We start from the raw sequence: 23,237 nt of genomic DNA, 5'->3' as shown, positions 1-23,237 counted from the left end.
ATTATAATTTATTTAACTACAAACAATATCTCTTACTCTCTCAAAACCTATATATAACCCTAAAGATTTTTTATATTTCCTTTATAAATTATGAGCACCTCAAAATTAACCAAGGATACCACAATATCTCTTCCGCCTCTATCTTTTGATTATCAATTAAATGAATAACATATTGTGCATCCTCATAATTAGCGATAAGTGATAATTCATTTAAATTCTTACCATACTTTCTAAAATCCGTCTGTAAATTATTATGAATAAACGAATAAAAATTATTGTTACTATAGCCACATATATCAAAGCCTAACATTTCATCGTTATTGATACAGAATGGCAATGCATCTTCCATAAAATTATATATAGAACAATCAAAATCATTCTCTTCTCGCTCATTCAATAAAAAATTCGCCCGATACTCTTCTGAAAGATTTAAACTAACAATTTCCAACTCCTCTATACCCTTTAAATAGTTTTGCTTAAAAAATCTCGCATCCTCTAAATTCCTAAAAACATTAGGCCAGGAGAACCTTTTTTCCTCTATCAATGTATCTAAAAAACATTGTGCCTGTTCATGCTCCTCTTTACTAATCCTTAATCTTGAATTTATTAGTTTAGTAATAGATTCATTTTCATTTGTATTGGACCAAGGGAAAAACCAATAATCAGGGAATGTAGGTCGTACACCATTACTTATCGTTACAATAATTGAGGAAAGTCCCTCAATTATACAATTTTGATAAATAAGCTCTTTTTCATATGAAATTATTATAATACAAAGGCAACCATCTTCATAAAGATGGTTGCCCCTATTTTTAAACTTGCATCGCTTTTTCTTTTAACGCTCTTCTTAACAATTTACCCGTCGTATTCTTCGGCAATTCTGTTAAAAATTCGATACTCATTGGCACTTTATATTTTGCTAAATGTAACGTGCAATAATGCATAAGTTCCTCTTCTGTTACGTTAGCTTGTTTCAAAACGACGTATGCTCGTACTGCTTCTCCTAAGTTTTCATCAGGAACGCCAATTACGACAACTTCTGCTACAGATTCGTGTGTATATAATACTTCCTCTACTTCACGAGGGTATACGTTATAACCGCCAACTAAGACGATATCTTTTTTACGATCAACGATATAGAAGTAACCTTCTTCATCCATTTTCGCTAAGTCACCTGTATATAGCCATCCGTCTTTCAATGTCGCTGCTGTATCTTCTGGAGCGTTATAATATCCTTTCATAACGTTAGGCCCGCGAACAATTAATTCACCGACTGCGCCAACAGGTACTTCTTCCCCAAGTTCGTTCACAATTTTGTTTTCTACATGCCAAATATTTGTACCGATCGACCCAGGTTTACGCGGACGATCTAGCGGGTTAAAACAAGTAACTGGTGATGCTTCTGATAAACCATATCCTTCTGAAACGATTACGTCAAAACGTTTTTCAAAGTTTTGCAGAAGAGCAACTGGCATTGACGCACCACCTGAAATACAAAGGCGAAGCGTCTTCACATCTCCTGCGCTTGCTTCTTCAAATAAATATAAATAATTGTACATTGTCGGTACACCAGCAAAAATTGTTGGTCCGTACGTGCGACAAATACGGAATACTTCTTTCGGACTAAATTTCGGTAACATTAAAATAGTTGCTCCGTTCACAATCGGTGCATTTACCGCCACTGTTAAGCAAAATACATGGAACATCGGCAAAGCCGCAACAACGCGATCATCAGCAGTATATTGTAAATACGACGCTACATCGCTCGCATTACTATATAAGTTTTTATGTGTTAACATCGCACCTTTCGGTTTTCCAGTTGTACCTGAAGTGTATAGAATAACCGCTACATCTTCTTCATCTAATTCTGGGCCTTCAAAAGTTAAATCTCCAGACCCTATCATTCTCGTAAACGTTTTCATTTTTTCGGTTTCTGCATGGTTAAAATCTGATGAGGTTTCGCATATGATGATGTTTTCAAGTGAAGGAAGTCTTGTTGTAAGAGATTGTATAACAGGTAGAAGGACGTCGAGTACAATGATTGTTTTTACATCTCCATTTTGTAAAATATAATGCATTTCGTCTGCTGTATAAATTGGATTAACTGGAATAACAGTTGCTCCAGCTTTCATTGTTCCGTATAAACCGACCAAAAAATGTGGTGAATTTCCAACAACTAATGCGACATTGTCCCCTTTTCCAATGCCCATCGCTGCTAAATTGTTAGAAAACCTTGTGACCATTTTGTTTAATTGGTCATATGAGACCGACTGATCCATAAATATATAAGCCGGTTTATCCCCCTTCTTTTTCGCCGTTTCAGCCAAAGATTGAACGAGATTCACACAAACCCCACCTTTATAAAATTTAGAATATTTAAAAATTCTAAATTAATTATATTAAAAGAAAATTAAAGTAGCAAGTGATATTCCATTAACTGCATATACAACGATCACCTCCTGTTGACTCTCTTTGGAAAGATAAGGGGATTTCATTTATTAGCACACTATGAAACGAGTGCTAAAATCATTTCAGGATAATATGCATTCATTTTTTCTCTCAGCATTGCAAGTTCTTCTTTATTTAAGCTCGTATACTCCCCGTACAAGTTAAGAACGTCCGCTCCATCTTCATGAAAAAACAATGTAACATATAATATCGGTAATCCTTTATTGTCATCTATCGAAAAGACAAGATCTGGCGTTTTATTCACCGTACTAAAAGTTTCATTTCTTTTCCATTTCTTATTTTGAAACATTGTTTGTATATCAGCGATCTTTCGTTTGTTATCCGTATGCGTAAAATATATGACATGATCCTTCGCTGGCTTTCCAATAGATAAAAGTGTGCGACTTGAAGATGTTTCATCGTTACAAGCTGTCATTCCGATAACGAAGCTAAGCAATAATACAACGTACATTACCCTTGTCATTTCGATCCGCCTCCTTTTGAATATATATATTCCTTTATAAGAGGCAAATGTCCTGTGATTTTATGGTATATGAAATTATATCGGCGATTTTTCGAATATATCGACTGTAACTCGAAATATATCAGCGATTTTCCAAGTATATCTACCGTAACTCGAAATATATCAACGATTTTTAAAATATATTGACTTACCGACAAAACATGACAACCTACGCAAAAAGAAAGAGGCTGTCCGTTACGGCAGCCTCCCTTATTTTTAGAAGAATAAATGTAAGAAATCTTCTGTTGTAATATTACCGAAGTAGCGTTTAATATCTACGCCTTCCAAAGCTGCAGTGAATGCATCTTTATCAAATTGTACACCTGTTAGACGCTCTTCAATGTCATGCACATCTAGTGATCCGAAGAAATCACCATAAATTTTACATTCTGTTACTGTTCCTTTTTTCACTTCAAGACGAACATCAACTTGTCCAACTGGGAAGCGGTGTGAATGTTGTAAGTTGAACTTCGGAGATTTTCCGTAGTTCCAGTCCCAATTTTGGTAACGTTCTTCAGAAAGTTTATGGATTTCTTTCCAATCCTCTTCTGTTAATTCGTACGCCGGAATTTCTGTTTCCCCTTCGAAAATTGTTTCTAGAAGAAGTTGTCTAAACTCTTCTGTCGTCATTTTTTCGTTTAAGAATTCTGTAATGTTCGCAACGCGGCTACGGATTGATTTGATTCCTTTTGATTGAATCTTATCCATTTTTACTTTTAACGCTGATACGACGTGATCGATTTCAGAGTCAAATAGTAACGTACCGTGACTGAACATACGACCTTTCGTTGAGAACTGTGCGTTACCTGAAATTTTTCTACCTTCAGCTAAAATGTCGTTACGACCACTTAGTTCTGCATTTACGCCTAATTTGCCGAGCGCTTTCGTTACAGGCTCTGTGAATTTTTTGAAGTTGCTGAAACTGTCGCCATCATCTTTCGTAATAAAGCTGAAGTTTAAGTTTCCTAAATCGTGATATACTGCCCCTCCGCCTGATAGACGACGAACGACATGAATTCCTTGTTCTTTTACGTAATCTGCATTAATTTCTTCTACTGTGTTTTGGTTTTTACCAATGATAATGGAAGGTTCGTTAATGTAGAACAGTAAATATGTTTCGTTAATATCTAAATTCTTCACACAATATTCTTCAATTGCTAAGTTTATTCTAGGATCTGTAATCCCTTTATTATCAATAAATAACATCGTATCACCTCATGAATTCCATACGTAGCCACTATGCGCTAGCGTAATATGGCCACTGAAAATTTGTTTTGCTTCTGTTACTAAATCAGATGGGTTGCCTGTATGCGGTAAGTGCGTTAATAAAAGTTCTTTTACATTCGCATCTTTCGCAATACTTGCCACTTCTGTACTATTCATATGCCCTGCTTTTGCAGCCTCTTGATGTGCATACATATTACACTCACAAATGAAAAGATCAGCATCTTTTGTGAATGGAATGAATTCAGGAATATAACTTGAATCAGCGCTATATACTACAGCGTCACTACCAGCTGTAATACGCATCGCAAAGCATGTAACAGGATGAACAGTTTTTAAGAATGAAATCGAGAACGGTCCAATTTGAAGTGTTTCTTCTGGATTGTACGCGATTCCTTTCGTATGTGGTTCATGCGTTAAAGAATGGAATCCATTCTCGTCAAACGTATGACCGTATATTGGTAATTCCGGTAGTTGCCCCTTTGTCGCACTTGTAATTAATCTCGCATATTGCAATACCCCAATGTCTGCAACATGATCATGATGATAGTGTGACAGTACAACTGCATCTATATCAGATGGTGTTATATATTTTTGAAGCTGTGCTAGTACACCACTACCACAGTCGACAAGTAAACGAAAACCATCGTGTTCAAACAAATACCCCGACGTTGCTTCTCCCGCTTCTGGAAAGCCGCCCCAAAAGCCGACAACAGTCATTTTCATATGTATCCATCCTTTCTCAAACCGAGTAGGAATGCATGTTTCACTTACATTCTACATTGTTAACTATAATCCATTTCCTAAACTTTTTCATTAATTTTCATTTTGTTATAAAACAGTTGTTGACTTTTGTTTTTTGTACTAATACAATGATAGTAAGAAATGGAAATGGAGGGATTGACATGATCGATCAACCAATGGAGTTTTTCAGAAATTTACCGACGAAAACTTGTGCACACTGTGGGAAAGAAATTGATGAGCAGCACGAAGCATACCATAACAAATGTGATGACTGCGTTCACGAAGAATAGTAGTTTATGAACATAAAAAAACCTAGCAGACATAGTCTACTAGGCTAATAACATCGTATTCTTCTTCATCGTTGAACCTTTCACCAAGAGCTCCAGTTCAAACTCATACAATTCTTTTTGTCGATAATTTTTCGTATGGATTTTATCCATCATCAGGTCGACAACTTTTCGGGCCATCTCATCGATTGGCTGTTCAATTGTCGTAATACCTGGCTCTGTAATCTGTGATAATATTTGATTATCAAAACCGATAACAGCGAGATCATCTGGAATGCTCCAGTCATGGCGTTTTGCCTCTGAAATGATTCCAGCTGCAACCTCGTCGCCTCCTGCCAAAATCGCGGTAGGATTTTTTTTGTCCTTTAATACTTCATGGAATATTCTCTTTCCATCGTCCCAAGAGAAAGCGTTTTCAAGAAAATCGATCGCTTCTACTTGGCGGCTCTTCTCCGTTATGGCACGTAAAAAGCCCATTTTTCGCTGCTGGCTAACCACTTTGGTTTCGTTACCACGGCAAAAAATAAGATTACGATATCCTTGTTCTAACACATGCTTAGCAGCTATGTATGCTCCTTGCGCATGATCAAACTTCACTGTTGGAACATTTGCTTCCTCAATATATTCATTACATAACACGATTGGACCGTGCTGTAAGTATGGCTCTACATCTTCCCACGGATTTTCTAGTGAACATAGAATAATCCCATCTACTTGTTTCGTAGATAATAATTGTAAATACTCCATCTCTTTTTCCGGTAAATATCTTGTTTGACAAATAATCAGTTTATATTTATGTTCAGAAGCAGCAATCTCGATTGCTTCAATAAATCTACTGAAGAAAGGATTTGTAATCCTTGGAACTAGCACCGCAATTGTTTCCGTCTTTTGTTTACGAAGCCTTCTCGCCGCAGAATTAGGAACGAAACCTAAATGCTTCATTGCTAATTGAACCCTTTTTTTCTTCTCATCTGAAACATATGGATGATTATTAATCACCCTAGAAACCGTTGTCCTTGATAACCCCGCTAATTTCGCCACGTCCTCTATAGTCGACACGAAATCCTCCCCCTTTGCATGAAAACGTTTTCTTAAACTGATTATATAGTATATTATTGGAAACTGCAATATCGGTTGTTATGATTTTACTATATTAATATTATACATAGGGAAAAGTCTGTTAATGGGAGGAGAGTTTATACTACTTTTAGAAGTTTATAGTAGGCATATTCATAAAAGGAGGGTGTTGCAAAACTAAAATAAATATGCAATGTTATGAATCAGAAAAACTAGCTGAACATGTAATAAATAGCGATTTTGACCATACCAACGTGGCTGTTCCAGCCCTTTATCTTTGAGATGACCAAACTGTTGTTCAATTTTCCCACGCTCTTTCATCAACTGTTTGCCAAAGATGGTTTGTGCAAAATGAGATAATACACGGCGATGTGTACTTTTGCTTTGTTCGCCATTACGTGGGTTAATTGGATTCACCGCAAAAATATCACATGTTTTTGCAATTTCATAAATGCGCTGACTATCATAAGCAGCATCTGCAATGGAAAATAACACATTTTGATTTTGTATATCTTGAAGCAATACAGGAGCCATTTTGCTATCATGTACGTTCGCTGTTGTAAATGCATACGACAATACAACACCTTCTGGTGTAGAACAGACATGAGCTTTATATCCCTTATACCAACCATAACGAGTAGATTTCCCCCATTTTGCTTGGGAATCATATAAACTACTCCGTAAGGCAGTGCTATCAATTAAAACACACGGAATTAATCCTAAATTCATTTCTTCAAGAGTTTGTTTATGAATCAACGGAATACCTTCATTGCGAAACCAAGTTCCTACACGTGAGAAAGTGGATATATGAGGAACAAAGGAAAGACCACAAGATACACGAAATGAAGGATATTGATGCAAAAAGCGAGTTAACTTACGTAATGAATTGATTTGGAATACCGTTTTCACAAAAAAACATTTGAGTAAAGCTTTTCTACAGATAGGTGGGCGGCCTGTAATAGGCGGAACGCCTCCAATGGTTAAACTGTCTACGTAGGCAAATAAAATGTGTAAAATGGATTGATTGTGATCAAAATTGGTTATCATACTAGTAAATCCGTCCTTTCTGGAGATAGTTTAGGGTACTATCATTCTTCCAGGAAAACGGATTTTTTTATGCATTTATTTTTGAATATTTATGAGTTTTGCAACACCCTCATAAAAGATAAAGGGGAATTTTCATGAATCGGACAGATCGCTTGTTAGCTATATTAATTGAATTACAAAGAAGACAAACTGTTACAGCACAAAGCTTAGCGGAAAAATTTGAGACAAGTATAAGAACGATTTATCGAGACATGGATGCACTTAGTGAATCTGGCGTCCCACTTTTCGCCATGCCCGGCCACGGCTATTCATTAATGGATGGTTATTTCTTACCACCCATTCAACTTACGCCTGAAGAGGCCGTTACTCTTTTACTAGGCGGTGATTATATCGAGAAAACTTTCACTTCTTCTTTTTCTGTACATGCGCGATTAGCAAAAGAGAAACTTGAGGTTGTCCTCCCTACTGATCAACAAACGAAAGCCCAGGAATTACGGGGAACTTTTCGTTTCCTTTCTCCTATATTTTCGCATCAGCAACCCGAGCGAGAGAATTTAGAAAAACAACTTTTCTTACTGCAAGAATCTATTCAGAAAGAGCAAGCGATCTCTTTTTCGTACCTTAAGCCACGTGAAACTATGAAGATAAAGCGAACTGTTCATCCTTATGGCTTAGTCAACATTTCAGGAATTTGGTATATCGTTGCCCATTGTTTACTTCGAAAACAAATACGTAATTTCCGCTTAGATCGAATGGAGGAATTACAGCGAGAACAAGAATTCTTTAAAAAACCTGAAGACTTTTCTTTGCAGGAATATCAGCCTAAAAGCAACCGTACTATGATGATCCATTTATTATTCCCAACCCATATTGCACATAAAATTATTGAATCACGATACTTCTTTATAGATTCATACGAGCATAGAGATAATTGGTTTCACGTCTTTTTAAAATCAAGAAACATAGGCGAAGTATTTCAATGGGTATTAAGCTGGGGAAGCCAAGTGCAAGTACTTGAACCAAACATTCTTTCTGAGAAAATCCGTGATGAAGCAAAAAAAATGTTACAACTTTAATTTTTTTATTTCACTACTGACATAATGTTGTCAGCATTACTTCTTTATAGTAGGTATTAACAAATACATTTTCATAAAAAGGAGTTAGCAATATGAAGAAATTTGAGGAGTTAACAACGTATTACATAGAGGAATTAGAAAAGTACTCTATAGAGCAATTTAGGATGAAGCCTTCTAGTGAGGAATGGTCTCTTGGTCAAATGTATAATCATTTAATTGCCTCAACATACATGCAGTTAGATGCAATCGCGAAATGTACAACTGAAACACCATCAGCAATTAACAAGAAAACGGATATGGGTGAAAAAGTATATAAACTTGGTGCTTTCCCAAATATACAAATCAAAGTACCAAATCATCCTGGATATACACCTGAAAATCCCTCTAATAAAGAAGAAATACAAAAACGTATTCTAGAATTAATTACAGTTGTTAAAGACATTGAGCCAACACTTTCTTCTATTCCAAGTGATTGTAAAGTAAAGCACCCTGGGCTTGGTTACTTACATGCAGCAGAATGGTTCCAACTTATTTCTATGCATTTTGCACATCATTTACGTCAGAAAGATCGACTGGAACTTAAGGTTTGCTAAGTGTAAACATTCTACTAAAAAGAGACTGCCAATATCGGCAGTCTCTTCACTAAAATGTTGACTGACTATACCGTTATTTATAAAGTTCCGTATCTAGGCATGTTACTTGCTAGTAATGGAAGACTCTTTTTTATTCAATATAGAGCCCCATCAATACGTCATCTTCATATGTTCCATCTTCATATTTAATTTGCTTTCTTTGTCTTCCTTCTTCTACAAACCCCATACGTTTATACACCTTAATCGCCCTATCATTAATAGAAACTACACCTAAGCAAATTTTCTCTAAACCTTCCTGTCCTTTAGCCCAACTAATAAGAAATTCAATTAGTTTCGTACCAATTCCTTGATTACAGCACGCCTCTCTAATCCCCATTCCCATTGTACCTGCATGTCGTAGGCGTTCTAGTTCGTAGCGTTTGAAAAGTAAAAAGCCAACCACCTTACTATCTACTTCATAAACTATATAAAGATTCCCTTTTTCATTGCTTTTCCGTATCTTTTCTTTTTCTGCATCAATATCATTTGGTAATTTCTTTGGAGATACTATGAAAAACTTTGTAGTACTTTCTGATAATATAATTTCTTTTCTAATATTCATTATTGCTTCTGCATCAGTCTCTTTTGCTAATCGTATCATTGAATCACCTCGTACCTTTTTCTAAAAACTATAAAGAAGAATAAATAACGTGAAATTCATTATTTTAACTCCTCCCACTTCGCCCAAACTTCTCTCCCATTTATATGGTACATATTATCCTCTCGATCCATAAACCCGTGTACAATAAACTCGCGTCTAATCGTACAAAAATCATCATGATATTGTTTTATGAATGTATTAATTTCTTTTTCCGTATATTGATTTTCAGCATTTAACTTGCTAATTAAATGCTCCAACAATACTAGTTTTTTCTTCTTTTGACCTGGAATCGATTTTAGGCGGTCCTCTTTATCGAAAAAGTTACGAATCGTCGTATCTCTGAATTTGATTTCATTTTCGGTCATGTTGTTATCCCCCATCGGTTTTTATGTAATACAAATTTATTGTTTGTCCTTACTATTCTTCTTCATTCTTTCACTTACAACATTCATAAGGTAATACCCGCTAATTAGCACATAGTAAACTAAAAGTATTCCTAGTGCGTCTTTCATATTTGTATATTTTTCTTTATGAAACAAGATAGGTGAAAGGGCGTAAACAAGAAAGATGATTAGCGGATTTAAGACAAAATAATAAGTAAGATTTCCTTTCATCATATCAACTCCTCTATTCTAGTTTTCTCTGTAAATTGCTGTAAATCCTTTTCTTTCGTCTCTATAGCTTTTAAAAAAATTTATATATAAACTACAGAAAAGACGCCCTACATTAAAATAAAAAAGCACCGAAAAGGTGCTTTTTTCTATGCTTCAATCAATTGATTTTCAGCAATATTTCTAAATTGTCGTTTGTGCATCCAAGTTAATGATGCAATTGTTCCAAGTGATAATATAACGATAAAGATCATGAGCACTCCTATGTTTTGCCACATGAAGTTAAAGTCCCCGCTTGATACGACTGCTTTCAATCCTGATACAGAGTATGTCATCGGTAACCAAGCATTGAATGGTTGTAAAAACTTCGGAATCAATTCTAGTGGGAATGTTCCAGCACTTGTTGTAAGCTGAATAATTAATGTGATGATGGCGATGAAACGCCCTGCATCACCGAATGCTGTTACTAAACATTGAATTAATGCGATAAACGCTAAACTTGTAACGATGCTAAAGAGTATAAAATACGGCATACTTTGTACTTCTACACCTAATCCAAATAGTAATATAATATCTGCTACTATCGCTTGAATAATACCGACTGATAGTAACACGCCGAACTTACTAATAAACCAACTAAATCCTGATTTCGGAACGCCAACTGTATCACGTAATGGATATACGATTGATAATAGTAATGCCCCAACAAATAAACCGAGTGATAAGAAATACGGTGTAAATCCAGTTCCGTAGTTAGGAACTTCCGCCATTTTCTCCGTCTTCACTTTTACAGGACTTGCAAACATATCATACGTTTTATCCGTCCCTTTTACTTCACCAGTTTTCTCTGCTCCTTCGCCAAGTTTCTCAGCAAGTTCACCTGAACCATCGTTTACTTTTACGAGACCATCTGTTACTTTTCCTGATCCGTCTGCTAGTTTATTTACGCCGTCGATTAGTTGGGTTGAGCCGGTTGACATTTTATTTAGGCCACCATTTAGATCGCCCAGACCTGTTGTTACTTGATTTGAGCCATCTGCTAATTTGGTTACTCCTACTGATAATGTACCTAAACCACCTGTTACTTGACTTGAACCGTCTGCTAATTGATTTATTCCACCTGCCATTTGGTTTGCTCCTACAGATAACGTACCTAAACCGCCTGTTACTTGGTTTGAGCCATCTGCTAATTGATTTGCTCCTGCAGATAATTGACCTAATCCAGCTGTCACTTTTCCGGATCCGCTTTGTAATTGTGTTACTCCATTAATTAATTGAACTGATCCATCTTTTAATTTATCCGCACCTATTTTTGCTTTATCTAATCCTTCACCAAACCCATGAAACTTACTAACAAATTCATTTTGTGCGTTCGTTAATTTCTCAACACCACCTGCCAGAGTTTTCACCCCTGCTGGATTTGGTAATTTGTTTTGCAATCCATTTGTTGTTTGATGTATTTCGCCTGTTAATTGTTTTACTTCTTCATTTAATTTATTTGTTCCACCTGCTACTCCGGCAGCTTTTTGCTGAACTGTCGCTGTACTTTTTACAGCACTTGTTACGAATGGTTGTAACTGCTCTTGATATTCTTTTGGTAAACTTTCAATTTGCTTTTGTAAATTCGCTACCTCTTGCGCTGCATTTTTTGCATCTCCTGCTGTTGATTGTGTAAGTTCATTTAACTGAGTTACATTCGCCCCAGCTCCATCTATTTTCTCATTTACTGTATTCAATATAGAAGGAACTTTCGACTGCATTTCCTCTAAGCCTACAGCAGACTTTTGTACGTTACTATTTAACTCTTGCAATCCCTTTTGAATTTCTTGAGACCCTTTTTCTAATTGACTTTGCCCTTCAGCAAGTTTTCCCATACCATTTGATAGGTCAGTTGTTCCTGTTTGTAATTCACCAGATTTACTTACTAGTTTGTTCAAGCCACCAGTCACTTTCTCAGATCCATCACGCAATTCACCCGTTTTGCTATTTAACGTATTTAAACCGTTCGTTACTTTTCCGGATCCATCCACTAATTTTCCTATACCTGTCTGCATTTCACCTGTTTTGCCATTTAGCGTATTTAAACCGTCTGTTACTTTTCCGGATCCATCTTGTAATTTTCCTATACCCGTTTTGCTATTTAATGTATTTAAACCTGCTGTTACTTTTCCAGACCCATCTACTAACTTATTAGATCCATCTGTTAATTTCCCAACTCCATCCTTCATCTCCCCAGACTTTCCTTGAAGTGTATGAAGGCCATCTGTCACTTTACTTGAACCATCGTGCAATTCACTTAATCCGTCATGTAGTTTATTTGCTCCTTCCGCCCCATCTGCTAATCCTTTTGAGACGTCTTGAATAGAATCAAACATTTTCTCTGCATATGTTTTCGTTAACGTACTTGATACTTCACCTTTAATTTTTTCAATGGCTGTTCCGCCAATTTGTGAAGATAAGAAGTTTAAGCTTTCGTTTGGAATGTATTCTAAGTTTAATGGTTTTGGATCATCTTTTAATAACGTTGTAGCGTTACTTGAGAAGTCATTCGGAATGCGTACTAACATGTAATACTTTCTACCTTCCATTCCTTTTTTCGCTTCTTTTTCACTTACAAACTCCCATTTGAAACTTGTATTATCTTTTAAATTATCAACGAGCCCTTTTCCAACCTCAATTGGTTTCCCATCAAATACTGCACCTTTATCTAAATTGACTACCGCAACTGGTAAATCATCTAACTGTTTATACGGATCCCAAAAGGCCCATAAAAACATACCTGCATATAAAATTGGCACGAATAAAACCGCGATAATTGGAATTAATATTTTTTTACTTTTTATAATTTCAGTAAACTCTTTACGAAGTAACTGATTCCATTTCATCATTTCTCCCCCCTTTATTAAAATGACCAAAATGTTCATTTGGTCATTTTTACCCAAACAAAAAGGCTATACCTATTCATACATATGCCTTATCCCCGAATTTATACTATGCAACTGTTCCTTACTACGAAGTGAATATTTCTATTATCCCTCCTAAAATTAATATATGACCATTTTGTTCAATCAGTCACTTTTTTATAATAATAAAAGGATTATCTTAGTTTGACAATCCTTTTAATAAATAAAGTTCAAATAATTCTGCGATTTTTTCTTTTTCTAACGGTTTATGGTTTTTTTCCCAATCAAAAATAAGCGATACGTATAAGCGAAGCATAATAAATGCTGTAATTTCTGGATCACATTTGCTAATTTCACCTTTATCAATCGCAATCTTTAAATACGATTGAATAACAGAAACGATTTCCACATCTACTTGTTGCATCACTTCTTGTACTTCTTTCGTTCCCATATCGCGTTCTTCTTGAATTAATTTAATCATGAGCTGATGTTCTTTTCTGAATTCTAATATGCTATATAATGCTCTATGTACATTTTCAAAAAATGAAACATCTGAACGAATTGCATTTTCTGCAACTTGCTTCATTTCTGTAATTAAATTAGAAATAATTTCACCAAATAGCTCTTCTTTATTTTTGAAAAAAGTATAAATCGTTCCTTTTCCTACATTCGCTAACTTCGCTACTTGATCCATCGTTGTTGCTTTATAACCGAACGCTGAAAAAGACTTTGTTGCAGCTTCAATAATAGAACGTTTTCGATCTATCGCCACATCGTCACCTCCAAAAATGACCAATTGGATAATATAGTCAATCAGTACATCTTTGATATTACCACACGCTTACATTCTAGACAAGTTCTCTTTTTTATTATTTCCAGTATAAAAAAATTCCAGTCAGTGTATATCATACTGTCAATAGTTTATCAGAAGAAAAGAGAAAAGGAAAAGGTGTTCTTAAGATATACAATTAAACCTTACTTAACAACAACAAATTTCCCTTTTTTCAAATAATCAAATAAAAAAACAAGAAAATCTTTACATTTAATAGTAATATAGAAAATAGACAAGTTTATCAAAATAGTGGAGGCTTTTTCAGTCATGATGCGTGCGCTTCGTTTAAATATAAAGCAAGCTTTTTGTAGTCGTATTTCTTTAATTATTATGTTTAGTGGATTCGTTCTTATTTGTATTTATCACTATTACTATGTCATTCGTTATTTAGGAGACGCAGCGAGTGGACCTATTTCAACAGATATAAAATGGATCGGATTTCGCGACAATGAAATGGATGTTTATTTATTATTAATGCCAGTTATTGCGAGTTTCCCCTTTAGTACAAGTTACAATTCGGATAAGTCAGATGGTTTTAAACCGTTTGTGAGTAAGGGGATTTCTTTATTTCCTTATTCAGTAATGAAATATATCGTTACGTTTTTTTGCGGAGGATTTCTTTATACATTTCCATTCATCTTATCGTTATTATTTTGCAAATTAACCATTCCAGACGGAACACCTACGATTGGTTCAGGCATCATAAATGCTGATGGAATGTTCGCAAACCTATATTTCGATGCGCCTCTCACTTACATTACTGTATATATCGGAATTAATTTTTTATTTGCAGGTTTAATGGCCCTTTTAGGACTTGCTGCATCTGTATGGTCACAAAAGGACTATATGGCAATTCTCTTTCCATTTGCAGTTGCCTCCATTCCTTACGTCCTGCTAAATACAATATTTCCTTCAATAGGCGGAGCACCTATTCATTTATATGATCCGAAACAACCATTGCAAGGCATGTCACCGTATATTTTAACGATGCAATGTGCTTTCTTCCTTCTCGTTAGCTTATTTATGTATATACAAGGAGTAAAGCGGGATAGAAAAAAATATAGAAGAAGACTGCAAAAAAGAGATCGGTGTAGAAAAGCGCTTCAAGCAATTTCAGACTAAGTGATTGTACGAATAAGAGCGTAATTCCCTAAGTTAGCTTAGAGAATTACGCTCTTATTCTCATTTCCATTTATCAATCGTATAATCATCTCCCCTTTACGGCGTACCTGCCAATCCCCATAAAATAACGACCGCCGCAAAATAAATCGCTTTAATACCTACAACTAAACATAATAAAACAACTGCATATTTACTTAATTCTCTTCTTGCGCCTATTAGAGTAAAAATGACTGCGAAACTAAATGTTACATAGGACAATGCTGTATGTATTAAGTTATACGTAATATCCAAATTTTGAGTAAGTCCTGTTACCTCCGCTACAAATTGGAGCATGACGATTGTACAAAACAAAATTGCAAGCTGATTCATTAATTTTCCATTTAACCACGCTTGCATCTTTAACCTCCTCATTATAAAAAGCTGAATTTTCAATTAATTTTAACATGATTTTTACAGAAAAAGAACGCTCAGTATATCTCTAAGCGTTCTTTCATGACTATTTAAGAAGCTTTCTTCAAATCAATTTGAGCAAGTACTGGATCGTGGTCACTTACACGTCCATGTTCTTTCATAATGTTTGAGTTTAAGTGTACTGGATCTACAATTGTGTGTGGTGCGATGTTGTTTGTTACTAAAATATGATCTAACACTTGTGCATTTCCTTCATGAATGTACGTGTAGCGGTTCTCTTTCGGCACTGTGTTTAACATATTTTTCAAGATTGTTCCTTCTAGTGCTTTTAGTGGTTTAGCAAACTCAAAATCGTTCATATCTCCTAACACAACAACTGGTGCATTCGTGTTCTTTTTCTGAATTCCTTGTACGAATTGATTTACTTCTTGCGCTAACTGAATTCGTTTTTCTTCACTCTTTAATACGAGCGGCTGTACTTTTCCAAATGGCGTTGCATCTCCTATTTTTGAGTTTAAGTGATTTGCAACGACAACAACGTTTTGTCCTTGGAACGTAAATTCTGCTGCAAGCGGTTTACGTGTACTTTCAAATAATGAACTTTCGTCTCCAATGCGAACAACGTTTTTATCAAGTAACTTCGGTACTGCTGCTAATTTCACCCGTGATGGGTTGTAGAAGAAACCGACGCGAATATTCGCTCCTGGTGCTCCCCCGTCTAGATTATTGTTCGGAGCAATTTCTACATACTCATACTTCGGTCCACGAATTTCTAGCACTGCATCAATGATACGTTTTGCGCTTAACGAAGCATCTGTTGTACCGTCATTAAGCGTTCCGTTATTATCTTGCATTTCCTCTACACCGATAATATCTGGCATTTTTAAATTGTATTTAATAGAATACGCTAACGCTTTTACTTTTTCATCTGTCGTTTCTTTTTTATTCGCCGAGAAGTTTTCAATGTTATATGTAGCAACTGTTAACTTATCAAGACGCGGCTGAATATTCGCACCTACTTGCTTAAATCCACCGTCCACTACTGATGGTAATTCTGTTATTGGCGAAATGCGGAACGAACCGTAATCATATCCGACTACCCCTGTTATATCTCCAGTGAAAGCATCTCCTACTTTCGCTACATAATCACGAGGTACTTTTACAGAAAGACGCTCAGGATTTAATTGATTTTCATCTAAAAGAGGTGTACCATATTTCGTTACGACTTTATCTCCACCATTTTTTACTGTTACATATAAATTCCCGTTTTTCTGAGGAGCAATAATTTTTGGCGTTGGCATCGTAACGCGCATACCTTCTACACTTTCATAAAAGTCGATTGCATCTTCATTTGGATCAAATAAACCAAATGCATCATTATCGATAATTTGATCAGGAATTTTCACACCGTTTTCTCCAAGTACAATCGGCGCTGGTAAAGCTTGATCTTTTGCGATTACAGCAACGCGGTTCGCTTTAATTTCCGTCGTTGTTAAGTCTGTTTCAAATCGCTCTGCATATCCAGGCCCAACATATTCTTCTACTACTCCATCAACTTGAATAAGATCTCCTACCGCTACATTCGCATCTTTTTTGTATACATACATACCTTCTGAAGTAGCTGGATCATTATCTGGCTGATTGTCTTCTATATAAAAACCATTTTTATCAAGCGCTGTTACAACGCCTTCCACATTGTATACTTTCTTCCCGTTGTAAGGAGAAATATGTGATTTTCCTTGAATATCATGAATACGAACTGGTTCATTATTTACGATAATAAATGAAAATGTTGAAACCGCTGAAGAAGTAAGCCCTTCTTTCTCTGCGATTGCTTTAATCACACTATTTTCATTCACTACAATTTGTCCGTTATAACGAACACTCTTATTTGTAGGGTTAGAGCCATCTAACGTATAGTAGATTGTTGCTCCTTCTGTATTAGTTGTTAATGTTACCGCTGTTCCTTTCGCAATTTCCCCGCCACCAGGCGAAGCTACTACATCGCTAACACGGTTTTGTTCTTCCCCTTGAAACTTATGAGCTGTTACCGATTTTAAACCGGGGCTACTAAAATATAATTCAAGCGTTCCTGTTAAACTAACTTTCTTCCCGATATTTTCAGGATGATCTTTCACGTTTACTGCCGATCTCACATCGCCTTTTGGCAACTGAACAGGCATGATTTTGTCTGGATTCGTTTCAGTTGGCGAATCCGCAATTGCTACGTTTGTATCATCAAACTTAGCAGGATCTTTCGTGTATTTAGAAGGACTTTGCGTATATCCAACGATGTATCCTTCCACTGTCCCCTTCGTTTTCCCTTGCTGCTTAAATACTTGAATTGCTTTTTCTACTGACATAGAAGTATTTTCTTCTGCCTGCGCTAAAGTTCCAGTAAATGAAAGCAATAGCAATAATGATAAAAAGACACTTAACAATTTCTTCACAGCCATTTCCCTCTCCCTATTTCATATTTTCTCAGCATTTCTATCATAACAAATGATTCGTTATATAGAATGCTATTTCGACAAGTTTTACAAAAAATTTATTTAATTTACAAGCTTTCAAACTATAATACAAAATAATAATTTTACACCTTCTACGAATGCGACCTATAATAGTAGAGAGAGAAAACAGAAAATATCGAAATTTCATTGGCATGTAAAATGGATTCATTTGAATAGGAGTGATTGGATGGAAGTGCAAACAGAAACATACCGCGCAGCTATGAATGGAACATTAGAACGTCATTTTTCAGATATGATTGCCGTTATACCAACTAGAATTACAATTGAACAGTTAAAACAGCGGCTAGAGACTATCTCTACTAAAGTGGATGAATTAAAAATTGTTTACAGTGATGAGACAAGCCTTATTGTTGAGTTACATATGGATGAAACAATCATACCGTATGAACTGCATATTGATGAAACGGATGATCCAGAAGAATATAAAATGTACAATAGACAAGATTCTACAATCGTAGATCGTAATTTTGAAGATGCTGCTTATGGCACTGAAATTTTCACTCGTACGCTATTTGTAGGCGATGTGCTGGACTGCTTTTTCCAGCAGTTACAGTTTTTATGGAACCTCGCTCCAGACTTGTTATTTGTAATCGATTCAAGTGCAGCAATGAAAGTAATATCTAGAAGCTATATTGAATATCACGTTGAAAATGAATTATTACCTGACATTCCTGACTTGTACGTTATTCATTCTGTTTATGAAGACGATAAAGACGATGAGCCTACGCAATATTGGTTTCATACACACGGCCTTTTAAGAGCAGGCGTAACGGAAATAGAATTAATTATTCCAAATCGTATTTCTTCCTACTACGGCATTGGCGACCTTTTTCAAACATTTGCTAATAACGCCGTTGAGAATGGACAAGTCCCTATGAATGAGCCTATCGTTATCGCGTATAGTCAGCAAGGTTCTATACATACAGTAGCTGTTCCATGGGAAAAGGGATTATCTTATATTGGGCATAAAACGAGTATGGATCAATTATCTTCAATCGAGGATGAAGAAGTGAAACTACAACCAATAGATGCGCAAAAAACATTCTTAGGCGGGATGGATGACCGAGATGAATACCATCAATCTCCGTCCGTTCTCTTATTCAAATTTAATACTTCAGAAGAATATATTGAAAGTTTTTTCAAAGAACACGAGGAAGCTACTGGGCTCATGTTCTATAAAACAAATAGTGAAACCGATCGTATGGCTTACAATGCGAAGAATACTTTCGGGTATTTCAGCAACATTTTTCACATTGAACAATCAAATGAAGATTTTCGTTTCCTCGCTAAGTTTGGTGTCTCCTACGAAGAAGGAAAAAGTGAACATATGTGGTTTGAAATGCAAGAAATCACGGAAGATTTCATTCAAGGAATACTCATTAATGAACCATATTTTATAGAAGATATGAGTGAGGGAAATAGTTATCAGTTAGATTTTGATAACCTAACAGAGTGGGTGATTTATGCGGGAGATGCTGTTATAAAGCCAAATAACTTATATATGTTTATTGGTGAATAAGTAACGAAACGCCTTCAATATGATTGAAGGCGTTTCTTATATTTTATTGTACGAGTAATTCCGTCTCCATTACTTTCTCCAAATGAGATAGTACACGCTTTGCGGCTTTCTCACCTTGATCAATACAGTCCGGAAGACCAGAACCAGCGTAAGAACTACCTGCCAAGTATATACCTGGCAACTCTTTCTCCATAAATGTTGTGAGTTTCTTCATTCGCTCGTTATGGCCTACTGTATATTGGGGCATCGCTTCTTTCCAGCGACTTACGACTGTAAACTCAGGATCCTCTGTAATATCCATCGTCTTTCGTAAGTCTTCTAGTACAAGCTGAACGAGTTCCTCTTCTGTTTGTTCTACAACTGCTTCATCACCAGCACGACCGACGTAACAACGAAGAAGCGTTTTTCCTTCTGGCGTTGTATGTGGCCATTTTTTATGTGTCCACGTACATGCTGTAATTGTGTAATCGCTATTTCGAGATACGACAAATCCTGTTCCATCAATATCGCGCTGAATGGCTGATTTTTGGAAAGCCATTGCCACATTCGCAACTGATGTGGACGGAATGTTGCGGAAGAAACGAAACTGCTTGTACTGTGCAAACATAGATGGCAATACTTTATGTGAGCTTGCCACTACGACCGCGTCCGCTTCTATTTCTTTTCCGTTACTAAGAGTAATCGTGTAAGCATCACCAAGTTTTGCAACTTTTTCAATGCGAGTTCCCTTTATTATCGTACCTTCATGTATCTTCGCTTCGAGAGATTCTACGATAGATTCTAAACCTGTTTTCACTGTTTGGAAGATTCCCTTTTTCGGTTCAGATTTCTCTTTTTTCAGAGCAAGTGTACGCATACCGAGTGAAATACTGCGATGTTTCTGCTCAATTTGATACATTTGCGGGAATGTTGACATTAAGCTCATTTCATCAATATCCCCTGCATAAATACCCGATAGTAATGGTTCTATTAAATTTTCAACCACTTCGTTGCCGAGGCGATGTCTGAAAAAATGCCCGAGTGATTGGTCAGATACTGGCTTTGATCTCGGCATTAACAGATCAAAACCAGCTCTTAGTTTACCAATTGGGGAGAACAGCCTGGAAAATAGAAACGGCGTAATTTGCGTTGGAATTCCCATCATCGATCCGCTCGGCATTTTATGTAACCGATTGTTTACGAGGATAAATGATTGACCGGCCTTATTATTTACAATTTCATCGCCAAGACCTAATTCTCGCGCTAATCTAGCTGCACTTTCCTTTCGTGCTAAGAAAGAATCCGGCCCGCGTTCAATTGTAAATCCATCTTTTCGAACGGTTTGAATTTTCCCGCCAAGTTTACCCGATGCTTCTATCAGTAATGTATCGATCGGCAAGTTGTTGTCATGAATATCTTTTTGTAAGTTATACATTGTTGTTAATCCTGTGATGCCACCGCCGATGATTACAACTTTTTTCCTCAAGCATGCTCCCCCTTTCTTTTTACAATACAGATTCTTTTTTCTTTAATACAACATCTGTTAAGCACTCAATAAATGCGTCCGATGCATTTGGCATTTCTGGACGATAATATTTTGCACCAATTTCATCTGTTACAACTTTACACTCAAAGTCATTGTCATATAGAACTTCTAAATGTTCCGCAACAAATCCAACTGGTGCGTATACGAATGAAGTATAACCATACTTTTCGTTTAGTTCTCTCGTTAAATCTTGTACATCTGGACCAATCCAAGGATCTGGCGTGTTTCCTGCACTTTGCCAACCTACTGCATAGTTTGCTACTTCAGCTCCGCGCGCAATATAATCCGCTGTTTCATTTAACTGATCTGGATATGGATCGCCAAGTGCGATAATTTTTTCTGGTAAGCTATGTGCAGATACGATTAATACTGCTTTTTCACGCTCTGCTTCTGACATACCGTTATATATACCTTTCACTGCATCAACCCAGTACTGGATGAATTTCGGTTCTTTATACCAGCTATCAATGCCGTGAATTGTTAAGTTTCCAAGTTTCTCAGCTTCTTCTTGTGCTCGTCCAACGTATGATTTTACGCTAAATGTAGAATAATGCGGCGCAAGAACAAGTGCGATTGCATCTTGTATACCGTCGTTATGCATATCTTTCACTGCATCTTCAATGAAAGGTTCGATATGTTTTAAGCCAAGATACATATGGTACTCTACTTCATCTTGTACTTCATTTAAACGCTGCTCTAACTTTTTAGCTTGCTCTAATGTAATAGTAGCTAAAGGAGAAATACCACCAATTGCACGGTAACGCTCTGTTAAATCTTCTAGCATTTCAGGACTTGGCTTTCTTCCTCTACGAATATGTGTATAGTAACGTTCAATATCTTCTTCTTTATATGGCGTTCCGTATGCCATTACAAGCAAACCAATTTTCTTTTTCATACAGCAATGCTCCTTTACTTCGCTAACTGCCCTTTAGAGTATTCATGAATAAATGTAGTTAAACGTTTTAATGTATCTGGATTTACTTCTGGGAATACACCGTGTCCTAAGTTAAAGATATAACCTGGCTGTTTCATCCCTTGATCTAAAATACCTTTTACATGTTCTTCAATAACAGACCATGGCGCAAGTAAGAATGAAGGGTCCATATTACCTTGTACCGCTTTATGAACGCCGCGTGCGCGTGCCTCTTCGATCGGTAAGCGCCAATCTAAGCCTACTACATCAAGCGGTAAGTCGTGCCATTCATTTATTAAGTGTGCAGCTCCTACGCCGTGCATAATCATCGGTACACCCACCTTACGAACTTCTGCAAAAATACGCTCCATTGCTGGTTTAATAAATACGCGGTAATCTGCTACATTTACTGTTCCAACCCAAGAATCGAAAATTTGAACAGCTTTTGCTCCTGCGTTAATTTGCGCTTTTAAATATGTAATAACCATATCTGCTAGCTTATCCATTAAAGCGAACCAAGCTTTCGGCTCTGCATACATGAACGCTTTCGTATTATGATAATTACGAGATGGACCGCCTTCAATCATATAGCTCGCTAATGTAAATGGAGCCCCTGAAAAACCGATTAACGGTACGTCTAACATTTCTGTCGTTAATAAACGAATTGTATCTAATATGTACGGTACGTCATCTTCTGGATTGATTTCCCCTAGTTTTTCTACGTCTTGTAAAGAACGAATTGGATTATCAATAACTGGGCCAATACCTGATTTAATTTCTACATCCACACCAATTGCAGGTAGTGGTGACATAATATCTTTATACAGAATTGCTGCGTCTACGTTATATTGATCAACTGGTAACTTTGTAACGTAAGCACATAACTCTGGATTGTGTGTAATTTCAAATAAAGAATACTTTTCTTTTATCTTTCTATATTCCGGCTGCGAACGACCTGCTTGACGCATATACCATGCTGGTACATAATCAGTACGTTCCCCCCTACATGCTTTTAAAAATGTCTCATTTATAGTTCTTACCAAGACCCTTGCTCCCTTCCTTGCCAATGCTTTTGCTCTAAATACGTTCTATTCCGATATTTATCTTTTTTTACTATACAGCTTGTAAAAACAAAATGCATAACATTATGTACGTTGTTCATGAAATTGACACAAACATTCGTAAAACCGCTTACTATTTTCACAACATTC

Annotated in this window: 22 protein-coding genes and 1 pseudogene; 6 read left to right on the top strand and 17 right to left on the bottom strand. The window is 36.3% G+C overall.

Features of this window, described 5'->3' with window-relative positions:
• Positions 1-88: 88 nt before the first annotated feature.
• The 5 genes from QCI41_RS23890 to QCI41_RS23870 all read right to left on the bottom strand — a co-directional run bounded on the left by QCI41_RS23890 (position 89) and on the right by QCI41_RS23870 (position 4,921).
• Positions 89-772: a hypothetical protein gene (locus QCI41_RS23890; RefSeq protein ID WP_353838807.1), complete on the bottom strand. Its 684-nt coding sequence runs from the start codon at positions 770-772 to the stop codon at positions 89-91.
• Positions 773-812: 40 nt separating this feature from the next.
• Complete coding sequence (locus QCI41_RS23885; protein ID WP_353836488.1) at positions 813-2,345, bottom strand: fatty acid--CoA ligase family protein; 1,533 nt, start codon at positions 2,343-2,345, stop codon at positions 813-815.
• 161 nt (positions 2,346-2,506) lie between these two features.
• The gene (locus QCI41_RS23880) at positions 2,507-2,932 is read right to left on the bottom strand and encodes a hypothetical protein (protein WP_215562831.1); all 426 of its coding nucleotides are present in this window, start codon (positions 2,930-2,932) and stop codon (positions 2,507-2,509) included.
• Between the two features lie 255 nt (positions 2,933-3,187).
• Entirely contained in the window at positions 3,188-4,177 is a 990-nt protein-coding gene (gene lplA / locus QCI41_RS23875) for a lipoate--protein ligase (RefSeq protein ID WP_353836489.1), read from the bottom strand.
• 9 nt (positions 4,178-4,186) lie between these two features.
• The gene (locus QCI41_RS23870; protein ID WP_016088969.1) at positions 4,187-4,921 is read right to left on the bottom strand and encodes an MBL fold metallo-hydrolase; all 735 of its coding nucleotides are present in this window, start codon (positions 4,919-4,921) and stop codon (positions 4,187-4,189) included.
• A 179-nt stretch (positions 4,922-5,100) separates the two neighbouring features.
• Between QCI41_RS23870 and yhfH the strand changes: the two genes are divergently transcribed.
• A complete protein-coding gene (gene yhfH, locus QCI41_RS23865; RefSeq protein ID WP_000567010.1) occupies positions 5,101-5,229 on the top strand; it encodes a protein YhfH in 129 nt (42 codons plus the stop codon).
• A gap of 39 nt (positions 5,230-5,268) precedes the next feature.
• Here the strand turns inward: yhfH and QCI41_RS23860 are convergent, their stop codons facing one another.
• The gene (locus tag QCI41_RS23860) at positions 5,269-6,285 is read right to left on the bottom strand and encodes a LacI family DNA-binding transcriptional regulator (RefSeq protein WP_000103725.1); all 1,017 of its coding nucleotides are present in this window, start codon (positions 6,283-6,285) and stop codon (positions 5,269-5,271) included.
• Between the two features lie 195 nt (positions 6,286-6,480).
• A complete protein-coding gene (locus QCI41_RS23855) occupies positions 6,481-7,350 on the bottom strand; it encodes a transposase (RefSeq protein WP_353836336.1) in 870 nt (289 codons plus the stop codon).
• A 134-nt stretch (positions 7,351-7,484) separates the two neighbouring features.
• Here QCI41_RS23855 and QCI41_RS23850 point away from each other — a divergent pair, with 134 nt between their 5' ends.
• From QCI41_RS23850 to QCI41_RS23840, 3 genes and pseudogenes are all read left to right on the top strand, one after another.
• Complete coding sequence (locus tag QCI41_RS23850) at positions 7,485-8,426, top strand: helix-turn-helix transcriptional regulator (protein WP_353836490.1); 942 nt, start codon at positions 7,485-7,487, stop codon at positions 8,424-8,426.
• Positions 8,427-8,518: 92 nt separating this feature from the next.
• Positions 8,519-9,019, top strand: coding sequence for a DinB family protein (locus QCI41_RS23845; protein WP_353836491.1), 501 nt, complete (start codon positions 8,519-8,521; stop codon positions 9,017-9,019).
• Between the two features lie 57 nt (positions 9,020-9,076).
• Positions 9,077-9,163: pseudogene (locus tag QCI41_RS23840) on the top strand (PH domain-containing protein); the annotation flags it as partial.
• On the opposite strand, the gene QCI41_RS23835 reads toward QCI41_RS23840, so the two are convergent.
• From QCI41_RS23835 to QCI41_RS23815, 5 genes are all read right to left on the bottom strand, one after another.
• The gene (locus QCI41_RS23835) at positions 9,150-9,659 is read right to left on the bottom strand and encodes a GNAT family N-acetyltransferase (RefSeq protein WP_353836492.1); all 510 of its coding nucleotides are present in this window, start codon (positions 9,657-9,659) and stop codon (positions 9,150-9,152) included. The pseudogene QCI41_RS23840 and the gene QCI41_RS23835 overlap by 14 nt on opposite strands.
• 59 nt (positions 9,660-9,718) lie before the next feature.
• Entirely contained in the window at positions 9,719-10,024 is a 306-nt protein-coding gene (locus tag QCI41_RS23830) for a DUF2087 domain-containing protein (RefSeq protein WP_353836493.1), read from the bottom strand.
• Between the two features lie 36 nt (positions 10,025-10,060).
• Positions 10,061-10,276 carry a hypothetical protein gene (locus QCI41_RS23825; RefSeq protein ID WP_353836494.1) on the bottom strand — a complete coding sequence of 72 codons (216 nt, stop codon included), beginning with the start codon at positions 10,274-10,276 and terminating at the stop codon, positions 10,061-10,063.
• 143 nt (positions 10,277-10,419) lie between these two features.
• On the bottom strand, positions 10,420-13,155 hold the full coding sequence (locus tag QCI41_RS23820) for a YhgE/Pip family protein (RefSeq protein WP_353836495.1): 2,736 nt from the start codon (positions 13,153-13,155) through the stop codon (positions 10,420-10,422).
• A 217-nt stretch (positions 13,156-13,372) separates the two neighbouring features.
• The gene (locus tag QCI41_RS23815; protein ID WP_000963377.1) at positions 13,373-13,945 is read right to left on the bottom strand and encodes a TetR/AcrR family transcriptional regulator; all 573 of its coding nucleotides are present in this window, start codon (positions 13,943-13,945) and stop codon (positions 13,373-13,375) included.
• A 327-nt stretch (positions 13,946-14,272) separates the two neighbouring features.
• On the opposite strand from QCI41_RS23815, the gene QCI41_RS23810 reads away from it, so the two are divergent.
• Positions 14,273-15,127 carry a hypothetical protein gene (locus tag QCI41_RS23810; RefSeq protein ID WP_000984168.1) on the top strand — a complete coding sequence of 285 codons (855 nt, stop codon included), beginning with the start codon at positions 14,273-14,275 and terminating at the stop codon, positions 15,125-15,127.
• 96 nt (positions 15,128-15,223) lie between these two features.
• Here the strand turns inward: QCI41_RS23810 and QCI41_RS23805 are convergent, their stop codons facing one another.
• Positions 15,224-15,523 (bottom strand): hypothetical protein, encoded by a 300-nt coding sequence (locus QCI41_RS23805; RefSeq protein WP_001149500.1) that lies wholly within the window; start codon positions 15,521-15,523, stop codon positions 15,224-15,226.
• A gap of 104 nt (positions 15,524-15,627) precedes the next feature.
• Positions 15,628-17,994, bottom strand: coding sequence for a DUF6359 domain-containing protein (locus tag QCI41_RS23800; RefSeq protein WP_353836496.1), 2,367 nt, complete (start codon positions 17,992-17,994; stop codon positions 15,628-15,630).
• Positions 17,995-18,235: 241 nt separating this feature from the next.
• Between QCI41_RS23800 and QCI41_RS23795 the strand changes: the two genes are divergently transcribed.
• Positions 18,236-19,588: a DUF4026 domain-containing protein gene (locus QCI41_RS23795; RefSeq protein ID WP_353836497.1), complete on the top strand. Its 1,353-nt coding sequence runs from the start codon at positions 18,236-18,238 to the stop codon at positions 19,586-19,588.
• 43 nt (positions 19,589-19,631) lie between these two features.
• Here the strand turns inward: QCI41_RS23795 and hemY are convergent, their stop codons facing one another.
• The 3 genes from hemY to hemE are packed head-to-tail and all read right to left on the bottom strand — an operon-like array spanning position 19,632 to position 23,069.
• On the bottom strand, positions 19,632-21,053 hold the full coding sequence (gene hemY, locus QCI41_RS23790; RefSeq protein ID WP_353836498.1) for a protoporphyrinogen oxidase: 1,422 nt from the start codon (positions 21,051-21,053) through the stop codon (positions 19,632-19,634).
• A gap of 19 nt (positions 21,054-21,072) precedes the next feature.
• Positions 21,073-22,008, bottom strand: a complete 936-nt coding sequence (gene hemH, locus QCI41_RS23785; RefSeq protein WP_353836499.1) for a ferrochelatase — start codon at positions 22,006-22,008, stop codon at positions 21,073-21,075.
• 14 nt (positions 22,009-22,022) lie between these two features.
• Positions 22,023-23,069 (bottom strand): uroporphyrinogen decarboxylase, encoded by a 1,047-nt coding sequence (gene hemE, locus QCI41_RS23780; RefSeq protein ID WP_353836500.1) that lies wholly within the window; start codon positions 23,067-23,069, stop codon positions 22,023-22,025.
• Between the last annotated feature and the right edge of the window lie 168 nt (positions 23,070-23,237).

The organism is Bacillus cereus group sp. MG4 (genome assembly GCF_040460055.1).
GTDB classification, from domain to species: Bacteria; Bacillota; Bacilli; order Bacillales; family Bacillaceae_G; genus Bacillus_A; species Bacillus_A wiedmannii.
The sequence above is the reverse complement of the archived record's forward strand: the minus strand, read 5'-3'. Positions and strand labels throughout refer to the sequence as shown.

What these genes read in the sequence shown, in the direction of transcription:
- QCI41_RS23880 (WP_215562831.1), bottom strand. Translation starts at nt 2,932, where the DNA reads ATGACAAGGGTAATGTACGTTGTATTATTGCTTAGCTTCGTTATCGGA.
- lplA (WP_353836489.1), bottom strand. Translation starts at nt 4,177, where the DNA reads ATGTTATTTATTGATAATAAAGGGATTACAGATCCTAGAATAAACTTA.
- QCI41_RS23870 (WP_016088969.1), bottom strand. Translation starts at nt 4,921, where the DNA reads ATGAAAATGACTGTTGTCGGCTTTTGGGGCGGCTTTCCAGAAGCGGGA.
- yhfH (WP_000567010.1), top strand. Translation starts at nt 5,101, where the DNA reads ATGATCGATCAACCAATGGAGTTTTTCAGAAATTTACCGACGAAAACT.
- QCI41_RS23855 (WP_353836336.1), bottom strand. Translation starts at nt 7,350, where the DNA reads ATGATAACCAATTTTGATCACAATCAATCCATTTTACACATTTTATTT.
- QCI41_RS23850 (WP_353836490.1), top strand. Translation starts at nt 7,485, where the DNA reads ATGAATCGGACAGATCGCTTGTTAGCTATATTAATTGAATTACAAAGA.
- QCI41_RS23845 (WP_353836491.1), top strand. Translation starts at nt 8,519, where the DNA reads ATGAAGAAATTTGAGGAGTTAACAACGTATTACATAGAGGAATTAGAA.
- QCI41_RS23835 (WP_353836492.1), bottom strand. Translation starts at nt 9,659, where the DNA reads ATGATACGATTAGCAAAAGAGACTGATGCAGAAGCAATAATGAATATT.
- QCI41_RS23830 (WP_353836493.1), bottom strand. Translation starts at nt 10,024, where the DNA reads ATGACCGAAAATGAAATCAAATTCAGAGATACGACGATTCGTAACTTT.
- QCI41_RS23825 (WP_353836494.1), bottom strand. Translation starts at nt 10,276, where the DNA reads ATGATGAAAGGAAATCTTACTTATTATTTTGTCTTAAATCCGCTAATC.
- QCI41_RS23820 (WP_353836495.1), bottom strand. Translation starts at nt 13,155, where the DNA reads ATGAAATGGAATCAGTTACTTCGTAAAGAGTTTACTGAAATTATAAAA.
- QCI41_RS23810 (WP_000984168.1), top strand. Translation starts at nt 14,273, where the DNA reads ATGATGCGTGCGCTTCGTTTAAATATAAAGCAAGCTTTTTGTAGTCGT.
- QCI41_RS23805 (WP_001149500.1), bottom strand. Translation starts at nt 15,523, where the DNA reads ATGCAAGCGTGGTTAAATGGAAAATTAATGAATCAGCTTGCAATTTTG.
- QCI41_RS23800 (WP_353836496.1), bottom strand. Translation starts at nt 17,994, where the DNA reads ATGGCTGTGAAGAAATTGTTAAGTGTCTTTTTATCATTATTGCTATTG.
- QCI41_RS23795 (WP_353836497.1), top strand. Translation starts at nt 18,236, where the DNA reads ATGGAAGTGCAAACAGAAACATACCGCGCAGCTATGAATGGAACATTA.
- hemH (WP_353836499.1), bottom strand. Translation starts at nt 22,008, where the DNA reads ATGAAAAAGAAAATTGGTTTGCTTGTAATGGCATACGGAACGCCATAT.